Annotated in this window: 9 protein-coding genes and 1 pseudogene; 7 read left to right on the forward strand and 3 right to left on the reverse strand. The window is 33.1% G+C overall.

Annotation, left to right across the window (positions count from 1 at the left end; genetic code table 11):
- Positions 1 to 27 precede the first annotated feature (27 nt).
- Positions 28 to 897, forward strand: a complete 870-nt coding sequence (locus QMG60_RS11110; RefSeq protein ID WP_281867863.1) for an alpha/beta hydrolase family protein — start codon at positions 28 to 30, stop codon at positions 895 to 897.
- Between the two features lie 90 nt (positions 898 to 987).
- Positions 988 to 1,506 (forward strand): hypothetical protein, encoded by a 519-nt coding sequence (locus tag QMG60_RS11115; protein WP_134140786.1) that lies wholly within the window; start codon positions 988 to 990, stop codon positions 1,504 to 1,506.
- Positions 1,507 to 1,572: 66 nt separating this feature from the next.
- On the opposite strand, the gene QMG60_RS11120 is transcribed toward QMG60_RS11115, so the two are convergent.
- Both QMG60_RS11120 and QMG60_RS11125 read right to left on the reverse strand, forming a co-directional pair.
- The gene (locus tag QMG60_RS11120; RefSeq protein ID WP_057118928.1) at positions 1,573 to 2,544 is read right to left on the reverse strand and encodes a TerC family protein; all 972 of its coding nucleotides are present in this window, start codon (positions 2,542 to 2,544) and stop codon (positions 1,573 to 1,575) included.
- A gap of 343 nt (positions 2,545 to 2,887) precedes the next feature.
- Complete coding sequence (locus QMG60_RS11125; RefSeq protein ID WP_057118926.1) at positions 2,888 to 3,904, reverse strand: glutamine synthetase beta-grasp domain-containing protein; 1,017 nt, start codon at positions 3,902 to 3,904, stop codon at positions 2,888 to 2,890.
- 429 nt (positions 3,905 to 4,333) lie between these two features.
- On the opposite strand from QMG60_RS11125, the gene QMG60_RS11130 reads away from it, so the two are divergent.
- The 3 genes from QMG60_RS11130 (at position 4,334) to QMG60_RS11140 (ending at position 8,594) form a co-directional block, all read left to right on the forward strand.
- On the forward strand, positions 4,334 to 6,523 hold the full coding sequence (locus tag QMG60_RS11130) for a glutamine synthetase III (protein ID WP_057118924.1): 2,190 nt from the start codon (positions 4,334 to 4,336) through the stop codon (positions 6,521 to 6,523).
- A 435-nt stretch (positions 6,524 to 6,958) separates the two neighbouring features.
- Positions 6,959 to 8,137, forward strand: a complete 1,179-nt coding sequence (locus tag QMG60_RS11135; protein ID WP_057118923.1) for an AIR synthase related protein — start codon at positions 6,959 to 6,961, stop codon at positions 8,135 to 8,137.
- 100 nt (positions 8,138 to 8,237) lie between these two features.
- Positions 8,238 to 8,594, forward strand: coding sequence for a hypothetical protein (locus QMG60_RS11140; protein WP_057118922.1), 357 nt, complete (start codon positions 8,238 to 8,240; stop codon positions 8,592 to 8,594).
- A gap of 168 nt (positions 8,595 to 8,762) precedes the next feature.
- Here QMG60_RS11140 and QMG60_RS11145 read toward each other — a convergent pair whose 3' ends face one another.
- The gene (locus QMG60_RS11145) at positions 8,763 to 9,386 is read right to left on the reverse strand and encodes a hypothetical protein (RefSeq protein WP_281867864.1); all 624 of its coding nucleotides are present in this window, start codon (positions 9,384 to 9,386) and stop codon (positions 8,763 to 8,765) included.
- A 291-nt stretch (positions 9,387 to 9,677) separates the two neighbouring features.
- Between QMG60_RS11145 and QMG60_RS11150 the strand changes: the two are divergent.
- Together QMG60_RS11150 and QMG60_RS11155 are read left to right on the forward strand one after the other, a co-directional pair.
- Positions 9,678 to 11,886: pseudogene (locus QMG60_RS11150) on the forward strand (GH92 family glycosyl hydrolase).
- Between the two features lie 289 nt (positions 11,887 to 12,175).
- Entirely contained in the window at positions 12,176 to 12,619 is a 444-nt protein-coding gene (locus QMG60_RS11155) for a hypothetical protein (RefSeq protein WP_281867865.1), read from the forward strand.
- The last annotated feature ends 23 nt before the right edge of the window (positions 12,620 to 12,642 follow it).

A 12,642-nucleotide genomic window follows, 5' to 3' on the forward strand; every position in this document is an offset into this window, starting at 1 on the left:
AACCCTAATCAGAAAAAATATATCAAAATGAAGAAATTTAAAATGCTATTATCTGCATTTTTGCTTTGCATGACCACCATGACATATGCAGCAAAAGTAGATACGTTACAAGTTGCCAGCACAGCTATGGGGAAAACCTATAAAGCTGCGGTCGTTTTACCCAATTCGTATTCGAAAAGCAAAGCCGCTTTTCCGGTTATGTATTTGTTACACGGAGCTTACGGACATTTTAGTGACTGGCTTAAAAACACACCAAATAAAAAATTAGTCCACAATCTGGCAGATCAATACAATATGATTATTGTAATGCCTGAAGGAGAAACGTTTAGCTTTTATTTGGACAGTCCAGTAAATAAAGAAAGTCAGTTTGAGACATTCATTACACAAGAAGTTATTCAAAAAGTAGATAAAACCTACCGAACAATTAGCAATAGAAACGGAAGAGTAATAACTGGTCTTTCTATGGGCGGACACGGCGCTTTGTATTTATCTGGAAGGCATCCTGATTTATTTTGTGCAGCCGGAAGTATGAGCGGAGCGGTAGATATGAGTGCTATGCTTAACAGAGATTCATCTGCTCAAGTAGTCAAATTAATGCAGCCTGTTTTTGGAGATAAAAGCGGTAGTACAGAATTGTATGAACAAAACTCTGTTTTAAGAATGGCTGATAAATTAAAAGCTAACAAATTACCACTAATTATAGATTGTGGTGTAGATGATTTTTTAATTGAACCAAACAGAGAACTTCATAGAAGATTGGTTTACAATAAAGTTGATCATGATTATACAGAGCGCCCAGGAGCACATACTTGGGATTATTGGGAAAACTCATTACCATACCATGTATTATTTTTCAATAAAATATTGCTTAAAAATCAAGTAACTGCAAAAAAATAAAGGTTTTTTTGACCGAAAATAAGCCGAATTACTTTTTTTGGTTTAATTTTTGGAATACCTTTATAGTATAATCCTTAAAAAAATAAAATTATGAAAAAGATACTTACCTTATTCGCTGTTGTTGGTTTAATAGCGTTTTCAAGCTGTGAAGGACCAGAAGGGCCTCCAGGACAAGATGGTTTAACTGGAGAAGCATTTGAGATTTTAAACACAAATTTTTCGTTTAATGCTACTGACGGTTATTTTATATCTGGAACTTTTCAGAGTAAAGTTGGGGGTGATTTATTTGATGATGAGACAGTTTTAATATATAGATTAAAAGGAACAATAGATGCTCAAACTCCAATTTGGCAATTAATTCCAACTACGCTGTATTTTAATAATGGAGATGAAATAACATATGATTATGACTTTAGTAGAAAAGATTTTCAAATTTATGCAGGAGCAAATTATGATCTTGCAGAGACTCCAAGTTATGTAAATAACCAATCTTTTCGAATTGTTATAATTCCTTCTGCTTTAGCTACAACAGTAAATAAAAATAATTTTAATGATGTAATGTCAGTTTTGAAACTTAAGGAAAGTGATGTTCAAAAAATAAAATTATAATTATCAATAATAAAAAAAGGAAATCGTAAGATTTCCTTTTTTTATGAATATATGTTTCAAGAATAACTATTCTTCACTTGACGAATCATTTAAAACTTTTTCTTCTCCAAACTTTAAAGAAACCAAAATACCAACTAAAAGCGATAAAGCAATAAATCCTAAAGAAGCCCATTCTGGAACGTGGAAGAAATCATGTAATAACATTTTTAATCCCACAAATGCTAAAATAGCAACTAAACTATATTCTAAATAGCTAAATTTCGCCAGCATGTTAGCTAAGAAGAAATACATAGAACGTAATCCTAAAATCGCAAATATATTTGAACTGAATACTAAAAACGGATCAGACGTAATAGCTAAAATTGCAGGAACGCTGTCTACAGCAAAAAGAACATCCATAACTTCAATTACAATCAAAGCAACAAAAAGTGGAGTAGCGGCTTTTTTGCCTGTTTCGGTTAAAACGAAAAATTTCTCATGCTCCATATGTGAAGTAATCGGAATAATTTTTCCCAATGTTTTGTAAACAAAAGAATCTTTTGGGTGAAAATCTTCTTCTTCACCAGAAAACAGCATTTTTACAGCAGTAAATATCAAGAAGATTCCAAATACATAAGTTGTCCAGGTAAATTTATTGATTAACATTACCCCGAAGAAAATCATTAATCCACGGAAAACAATCGCTCCTAGGATTCCCCAGAATAAAACGCGGTGCTGATATTTTTGCGGAATTTTAAAAGAAGCAAAGATTATAGCGATCACAAAGATGTTGTCTACGCTTAATGAAAGTTCTATTAGGTAACCAGTAATAAACTTCATAGAAGCTACTGCAGGTTTTAAACCATCGGGATTGGCAATATAATCTGTGGTATACAGCCAATAAATTACTCCAGAAAAAAGGAAGGATAAAGTAACCCATATTAAGGTCCATTTGCTGGCTTCTTTAGTACTAATAATATGTGGTGTTTTGTTGAAGACACCTAGGTCTAAGGCAAGAATAAAAACTACAGCAAGTAAAAAGAGAGTCCAGACTATCATGATAATTTTTTTTAATTGATCTACAAAGATAAGTTTTGAAATTTAACTTAAAAATTAATTTTAATCTTAAAATTAAGTAATGTTTGTTATTTGTAAAATGTTAATTATTATAAAGTTATGATGTTTTCGAAGGTGATTTTGTCTGTCTGGATATTAAATATATTAATTTTTGGTTTTAGTTTTGTCATTTTGAGGAATGAGAATCATATGAGTAACTCTGCGCAATGAATCGCCAATCTTTGTAGATTCTCTAGCGTGATTCTCGTTTCTCAGAATGATAAAGGCAACGAAAAAAAAGCCGGCAATTATGCCGGCTTTTTTAGAATATATTGTAAGTTTAGAATTATAACGCTGAGTTAACAGTTTTGATAATTCTCGCAGCAATTTTGTATGGATCTCCGTTTGAAGCTGGTCTTCTGTCTTCCAACCATCCTTTCCATCCTTTTTGAACAGTCATCAAAGGAATTCTGATAGAACATCCTCTGTCTGAAACTCCATAAGAGAAATCGTGGATAGAAGCAGTTTCGTGCTTACCAGTTAAACGTTGGTCGTTGTAAGCTCCGTAAACAGCGATGTGCTCAGCAGTAACAGGACGGAAAGCTTCGCAGATTCTTTCGTAAGTTGCTTGATCTCCACATGTTCTTAAAACACTGTTAGAGAAGTTAGCGTGCATTCCAGAACCATTCCAGTCTGTGTCTCCTAGAGGTTTTGGGTGGTATTCAATATAGTAACCATATTTTTCAGTCAAACGATCTAATAGGTAACGAGCAACCCAGATTTCGTCTCCAGCTTTTTTAGCACCTTTAGCGAATAATTGGAATTCCCATTGTCCGCAGGCAACCTCTTGGTTAATACCTTCAAAGTTGATTCCAGCAGCGATACATAAATCAGCATGCTCTTCTACTAATTTTCTTCCGTGAGTGTTTTTTCCACCTACAGAGCAGTAGTACATACCTTGTGGAGCAGGATAACCTCCAACAGGGAAACCTAATGGCAATAAAGTTTTAGTATCCATGATGAAATACTCTTGTTCGAATCCAAACCAAAAATCATCATTATCATCATCAATTGTAGCTCTACCGTTAGAAGGGTGTGGAGTTCCATCAGCATACATAACTTCACACATTACCAACCATCCATTGATACGAGTTGGGTCAGGATAAATTGCAACTGGAACTAACAAACAGTCAGAAGAACCTCCTTCAGCTTGTCTTGTAGATGATCCATCAAATGACCAGTTTCCAAGTTCCTCTAATGTTCCTTTGAAGTTGTCATGCTCTTCAACTTTAGTTTTACTTCTAAGATTTTGAGTTGGTTCATATCCATCTAACCAAATGTACTCTAACTTAATTTTAGCCATAATAATATAAATTAATTTTTTTGTTTTTTTTCGTTGGGTCAAATATAGATTTATTTTTTTAGTCCTAAAAATTAGGGGGCTATTTTGTTTAACGAAGTATAATTTTTTGGATAAGCGCAATTTTGAGAGGGGTATATTTTTAAAAAAGCAATTTTAATTACCTTAAAAAAATAAATTCGTAATAATTACGGCACATTTTTGAATTTCTGAGTTAAGAAATTATGAAAAAATGTTTATTTAATCAATATTACCGCACAGTTTTGTTATATTTCTATAAATTGAATTCATTATTCTTTGAAAAAAGCATCTTATATTGAAAAATCGATGGCTAAAATTCTCCAATTTATATTTAAAATAGGCTTTTTTATTGTTTATATTTGTTCCTCATTTTTTCAGTGAAAATTATTACGAATTTTAAAATTTACATACATGTCAACATTACGTTTTCAAGCTTTAAAAGAAGCTTCTACAAGAAAGCCGGTACATTTTGAAGAGATTGATAAAAAATCAAATCTTTTTGGTTCAAATGTGTTTAATGAAAAAGCAATGAAGCAATATTTAACTTCGGATGCTTTAAAAGGAGTGAGAGATGCCATTCAACATGGAACGAAGATTGACAGAAAGCTGGCAGATTATATTGCTATGGGTATGAAAGAATGGGCGCTGGCAAAAGGAGTTACACATTATACACACTGGTTTCAGCCTTTAACAGGAACAACGGCAGAAAAGCATGATGCATTTTTTGAAACTTCTTATGACGGAAGTGATCCTGTAGAAAAATTTGGCGGCGCACAATTGGTACAACAAGAGCCAGATGCGTCAAGTTTCCCGAATGGCGGAATCAGAAATACATTTGAAGCCCGCGGATATACTGCCTGGGATCCAACTTCTCCTGCATTTATTTATGGTACGACATTGTGTATTCCGACAGTTTTTATTGCCTATACAGGTGAGGCTTTAGATAACAAAATTCCTTTATTAAGAGCATTGTCTGCAATTGATGAAGCGGCAACAGAAGTTTGTAAATATTTTGACAAAAACGTAAAAAAAGTAACAGCAACTTTGGGCTGGGAGCAGGAGTATTTCTTAATTGATAAAGCTTTAGCAAATTCTCGTCCAGATTTGATGATGACTGGAAGGACTTTATTAGGACATACGTCTGCAAAAGGACAGCAGTTAGACGACCATTATTTCGGATCTATTCCAACTCGCGCTCTTACTTATATGAGAGATTTAGAGCAGGAATGTATGTTATTAGGAATTCCGGTAAAAACACGTCATAACGAAGTGGCACCAAATCAGTTTGAATTGGCACCAATTTTTGAGGAAACGAATTTAGCAGTCGACCATAACTCTTTATTAATGGATGTGATGCAGAGAGTTGCCGAGCGTCATGATTTTAAAGTTTTATTTCACGAAAAACCATTTAAAGGTGTAAACGGTTCTGGAAAACATAATAACTGGTCATTGGCAACAGATACAGGGGTTAATTTGTTAAGTCCAAGTAAAACGCCAATGAGTAATTTACAGTTTTTGACATTCTTCATTAATACAATAAAAGCGGTAAATGATTACGAAACTTTATTGAGAGCCTCTATTGCGACAGCAAGTAACGATCACAGGTTAGGGGCTAATGAGGCACCGCCAGCAATTATGTCTGTTTTTATTGGAGCACAGCTGACAAAAGTTTTATCTGAATTAGAAAGTGTTACAACAGGTAAATTATCGCCAGAAGAAAAAACAGATTTAAAACTAAATGTTGTTGGTAAAATTCCAGACGTATTATTAGACAATACAGATCGTAACAGAACTTCGCCTTTTGCTTTCACAGGAAATAAATTTGAATTTAGAGCTGTTGGATCCAATTCAAACTGTTCGAATGCAATGACAACTTTGAATGCGATTGTGGCCAAACAATTGAAAGACTTTAAAAATGAAGTAGAAAATCTTATCGAGTCGAAAGACATGAAAAAAGATGATGCTATTTTTAATGTTTTGAGAGAATACATTAAACAATCTAAAAAGATTCTTTTTGAAGGAGACGGTTACAGCGAGGCATGGGAAAAAGAAGCGGCAAAAAGAGGTTTGAGTAACTTTAAAACAACTCCAGAAGCGATAAAAGCTAAAGTTTCTAAACAAGCATTAGAATTATTTGATGAATTAGGAATTTTCAATCACGTTGAGGCTGAAGCCCGTTACGAAATTGAATTAGAAGAATACACTAAAAAAATCCAGATCGAAGGAAGAGTTTTAGGAGATATTTCTAGAAACCACGTAATTCCAACTGCAATTCGTTACCAAAATACATTAATTGAAAATGTAAAAGGATTAAAAGAAATCTTCGGAAAAGAATTTGAAACTATTGCAAGCGAACAAATTGTTTTAATCAAAGAAATTTCGGGTCATATAGAAGGTATAAATTCTAAAGTATTGGCAATGACAAACGAAAGAAAGAAAGCAAACCAATTGACTGATGCCCAAAAAATGGCAGAAGCATATTGCAATAAAGTAAAACCATATTTTGAAGATATTCGTAATCACTGTGATAAATTAGAATTATTAGTTGATGACGAAAGCTGGACTTTAACCAAATACAGAGAATTACTTTTTACGAAGTAAAACTCAGAAAGCAAATAAAAAGCCTGTCTCAAAAAGACAGGCTTTTTTAATTCTATAATTTATACAACCAAAATAAGAAAGTAATTTCCTGTTTATATTTTAATCCAGTTACGGCCTTCGTCGAGATAGTCTTACATTTCATCGATAAAACTCTAACTTGTTAGAAAATAGGTATTTATATTTGATGGTTTTGGAATAAGTTTTCTAATTTTACTGCTTAAACAGACAAAATAAAATTCAAGTCTCAACTCAACTTAGTATAATAGAATACCAAAAAGTTAAAAATAGAAAGCCAAAAGCTTCATAACCAATTTTATTTAGGAAAATCGGCAGAAAATTTAATCTGCCGATTTTTTTTATTAATCAAATATCAAATAAACCAAAGAATTAAAAAAAGGGATTATCTTTGCACCACATCAACACAAACTAATTTTCATGAGTTCAGATTCTAGCAAAAGGTACGCACAGAGAGGTGTTTCGGCATCAAAAGAAGACGTACACAACGCCATAAAAAATATTGATAAAGGTTTATTTCCGCAGGCTTTTTGTAAAATTGTTCCAGATTACTTAACACAAGATTCAGAACACTGCCTTATTATGCACGCAGACGGAGCAGGAACAAAATCCTCTTTGGCTTATATGTATTGGAAAGAAACTGGAGATCTTTCAGTTTGGAAAGGCATTGCTCAGGATGCATTAATCATGAATATTGATGATTTATTATGTGTTGGCGCAACAGATAATATTTTACTTTCTTCAACAATTGGAAGAAATAAAAACCTAATTCCAGCTGAAGTTATTTCGGCAATCATCAACGGAACAGAAGAGTTAATCAACGAATTAAAATCGTTTGGTGTAACTATTCATTCAACTGGCGGAGAAACTGCAGATGTTGGAGATGTTGTGCGTACTATTATTGTAGACTCTACGGTAACAGCACGTATGAAACGCAGCGATGTTGTAGATAATGCAAATATAAAAGCGGGAGACGTTATTGTAGGTTTAGCATCTTTCGGTCAGGCTTCTTATGAAAAAGGCTATAACGGCGGAATGGGAAGCAACGGACTAACATCAGCACGTCATGATGTTTTCGGGAAATATTTGGCTAAAAAATACCCAGAAAGTTATGATGCAGCAGTTCCAGAAGAATTAATCTATTCAGGACAAGTTAATTTGACTGATGAAGTAGAAAATAGTCCAATCAACGCTGGACAATTAGTACTTTCTCCAACAAGAACTTACGCGCCAATTATCAAGAAAATTTTAGATAAATATACTCCAAATGATATTCACGGAATGGTACACTGCAGTGGAGGAGCGCAAACTAAGATTTTACATTTTGTAAAAGATTTACATGTTATAAAAGACAATTTGTTTCCAGTACCGCCTTTGTTCAAATTAATTCAAGAACAATCAAAAACAGATTGGAAAGAAATGTATCAAGTTTTCAACTGCGGTCACAGAATGGAAATTTACGTTCCAGAAAATATTGCACAAGATATTATTGAAATTTCAAAATCATTCAATGTAGATGCACAAATCGTTGGTAGAGTAGAAGCTTCAGAAGAGAAGAAACTTACTATTACAAGCGAATACGGAACATTCAATTATTAAAAAAAAATAACCATATAAGTGATATAAGTTCATTTTAGTATTTTTTAGTACTTTTAATATGAACTTATATCACTTATATGGTTTTAAAAAATACTTCATTATGTACGAATTACTTTTTTGGAAATATCTAGATGAAATCTACTTGAATAATCAAGAAGTTTATGAAGCTCTTGTAGAAAAACAAGAAGTAGATGGTCTGGCTGTTCTTCAGATAGAAGTAATTGTAAATCGAATCAACTCCGTTTTTTCAGATTGGGAAAGAGTCGATGAAAACAGCTGGAAAAATCCAAAAGGAAAAGGTGCATTTCAAGTAATTACCACACCACAAAGCGTAAAAATTGACTGCTACGGAACAGAAGGAAAAACCATGAATAAATTAGTAGATGTCATGGAAGAATTCAAATGTCCGCTTTACGATCCGCAAGTTCCAGAACGTTATGATGAAATGAATGAGTAAGTTAGTTGTTAGTTGTTAGTTGTTAGTTGTTAGTTGTTAGTTGTGCAATTAACCCTCACCATTAACGATTTATGATTCACAGTTAACAATTCAATATCAACGATCAACCATTAACCATTAACCATTAACCATCAACAATTCACCATTCACCATTCACAATTAAAAATTCTACCCATCTTTCAACAACAAATTCTGTTCTTTTTTAAGTTTTACAACTAATTGGTCAACATAGGTTTTTATTTTTTGAGGAAGAGAATTCCAGTTTTGATCTTTCTTAAAACTTCTACAATCATCTAAGTCACATTCAACTGCACGAATTACGTATTTTTTATTTTTGTAAATCGTAATAATTTTTACGCGTCTTATATAACCATCTTCATTGCGAGTTCCATAAACAATAATAGGTTCAATATAACCGTCACCATCAATATCTTTTGTACTGCAATATTTTGTCCAGAACCAAATGTTTGTTTCTTTCGGAATATAATCTTCAAGCAAATCATTAATTTTCCATTTTTCCAAGAATCCGCCGTGGTCATTCATTACACAGACAGCTTGTATTTTGGTGTTTAAGGTATCTTTTTTAGAAATTGTTTTATGATTTTCACCCAAAACCAATTCATATACACCTCCTTTATCTTGGTATTCAAATGCTTTGTAAATAGGGAAATCATTAACGTTATCAAGTTCTCTTTCTGAAATTTCTTGTTTGGTTAATCGACGGCTGTCCGTTTTTTGAGAAAAAATAAATGTAGAATAAAAAGAAAGAAGAACTAAAATATACTTTTTCATGTTGGCGCTATACTTTTAATACATCAAAGATATTTAAAAGCTTTCGAGTTCTGCTAACTTTATGTTTTTTAAAAACAGTTTTTGTTGTATTTTTCTAAATTAAAACTACAACAAATATTTTTATTAAAATTCATCAATTAGAACCAAAAAATTGAAACTTATAAAATGACTACAACAAACTGCCGAAATTTTCTTTTAGGAATATCAATTTCAATACTTGGTTTTACTAATTTTTTAAACGGTCAAAATAAGGTAAGTGAAAAACGAAATCTTATTCAATATGTTGACCCGATGATAGGAACCGCAAAGATGGGACATACCTATCCTGGAGCAACAGTACCTTTTGGAAGTGTACAGCTTAGCCCGGAAACCGATACAATTGTCTACAGTTTAAACGGAAAATATAATGGAGACGTTTATAAATATTGCGCAGGATATCAATACGAAGACAAAACAATTGTAGGTTTCAGCCATACGCATTTCAGCGGAACAGGACATTCTGATTTAGGAGATTTTTTAATCATGCCGACAACGGGCAAATTACAATTAAATCCTGGAGTGGCTTCAAAACCTCTGTCGGGTTACAGATCGGCATTTTCTCATTCTACAGAAAAAGCAGAACCAGCCTATTACAGCGTTTTTCTAGAAGATCATAAAATAAAAGCAGAACTTACAGCGACAACTCGTGTTGGAATGCATCAGTATACTTTTCCAAAGTCAGATGATGCGCATATTATTTTGGATTTAACTTCAGGTATTTACAATTACGACAAAAAGAATGTCTGGACCTTTGTACGAGTAGAAAATGATACTTTAATAACAGGTTACCGCCAGACAAACGGCTGGGCAAGAACCAGAACGGTTTATTTTGCCATGTCGTTTAGTAAACCTATTAAAAGCTACGGACAGGCTGCACAGGAAAAAAGTGTTTACAGAGGCTTTTGGGGAAGATTTGACCAAACCAAAAATTTCCCAGAAATGGCAGGTCAAAACTTAAAATTGTTTTTTGATTTTGATACCAATGAAGGAGAAAAAATTAAGATCAAAATGGCTTTGTCTCCAGTTAGTTCCGCTGGCGCATTAGAAAATATGAAAAAAGAAACTCCAAATTGGGATTTCGAAAAAGTGAAAAAACAAAGCCAGGAAGTTTGGAATACAGAACTGAATAAAATTCAGATAGAAACTATTCAAAAAGAGGATTTGGTTAATTTTTATACTGCGATGTACCATGCGTTTCTCGGACCAACAGAATACATGGATTTAGACCGCAATTATAAAGGTTTGGATATGAATGTTCATAAAGCAGAAAACTTCACAAATTACACCAGTTATTCACTTTGGGGATACTTACCGAGCTTTGCATCCTTTATTTAATATCGTACAGCCCAAACGAAATGCAGATATGGTAAGTTCCATGCTGGCACATTCAGATCAAAGCGTTCATAAAATGCTTCCAATCTGGTCGCATTATGCCAATGAAAACTGGTGTATGATTGGCTATCATTCTGTATCTGTAATTGCCGATGCCATTGTAAAAGGAAATATTAATTTTGATGCTGAAAAAGCTCTGCAGGCTTGTGTAAATACGGCAAAAGTAACGTATTATGATGGATTGGAATATTACATAAAAAAGGGCTACGTTCCAGAAGATAGAAACGGTTCATCGGTTTCTAAAACTTTAGAATATGCTTATGATGACTGGGCAATTGCTCAGGCAGCGAAGAAATTAGGAAAAACGGAAATCTATAATGAGTTTATAGAAAGATCTAAAAACTATAAAAATGTTTACGACGAAAAAACAGGTTTTATGCGTCCAAAATTAAACGACGGAACTTTCAAAAAAGAGTTTGATCCGTTAGATACTCACGGACAAGGTTTTATTGAAGGAAATTCATGGAATTACAGTTTGTATGTACCGCAAGATCCAGCCGACATGATTAAAATGATGGGTGGAAATGAGAAATTTAAAGTTCGTTTAGATTCATTGTTTAATATGCATTTGCCAGACAAATATTTTGAGAACACTGAAGATATTACAAGAGACGGAATTATTGGTAATTACGTTCATGGAAATGAGCCTTCACACCATGTAGTATATTTGTACAACTGGACAGATTCTCCATGGAAATCGCAGGACAAAATCAGAATGATCTTGAAAAAAATGTACAGAAATGGTGCAGACGGTTTAGGAGGAAATGACGATTTCGGACAAATGAGTGCCTGGTATATTTTCAGCAGTTTAGGATTTTATCCAGTTGCGCCTGGCTCTGATGAATATGCTTTAGGAAGCCCGCTGGTTAAAAAAGCTATTTTTAATTTAGAAAATGGAAAAAACTTTGAAGTCGAAACCGTTAATCAATCGGATAAAAATGTATTTGTGAGCAAAGTGCTGCTGAATGGGAAACAATTAGACAAACCATTTTTGAAACATAGTGATGTTATAACAGGTGGCAAGATCACGTTTTATATGAGTTCAAAACCAAATAAGAAGAAGTATTAGTTATTAAGGTGCTGAGATTCTAAGATACTAAGGTGCTAAGTCTAAGGGTTTACTCATAATGAAAATACAACCTAACAGTTTTTTTTAAAACCTGTTAGGTTTTTAATATCACTGTCACCCTGAGCGAAGTCGAAGGGCTTTTGCAGTTAATAAGAGGCTTCGACTTCGCTCAGCTGACAAATGAGTTTACAAAGCCTGATAATTCAAATTAATTAGTATAATTCGTGAATTCGTGGCAAATAATTAAAAAACTTCACGAAATTTGCATTTCAAATAAAGACAATTAAATATGAAAATAAATTTAAAATCAGGAATTGATAAACTGCTTTTCGGAATGAAGCAGAATGATGTAACAGCTGTTTTAGGAAAACCTGATAAAAACTATAAAGACGAAGATGACAATATAATTTTTGTATACAATGCACACAAAATCAGATTGACTTTTTATGAAGAAGAAGATTTAAAATTAGGATACATTGTCGCTTCAAGTACTGATTTAGAAGTTTTCGGATTCAAATTAATCGGAAGAAAAATTGCTGATGTAAAGAAAGATTTAGCCACTAAAGGTATTACGAAATACAATCAGGAAACTTTTGATACTTTCGAGAATTATTTCAACGAAGACAATTGGTTTATTCTCCAAACAGAATTTGATGAGGTTGTAAAATTCGAAATCGGAGCGATTATCAATAACAAAGACGAATTTGACTGGAAGTTTCCAGTGAAGAAATAAAGCTTTAAAAACATAAGCATAGT

Source organism: Flavobacterium sp. GSB-24, from assembly GCF_027924665.1.
In the GTDB taxonomy this organism is placed as follows: domain Bacteria; phylum Bacteroidota; class Bacteroidia; order Flavobacteriales; family Flavobacteriaceae; genus Flavobacterium.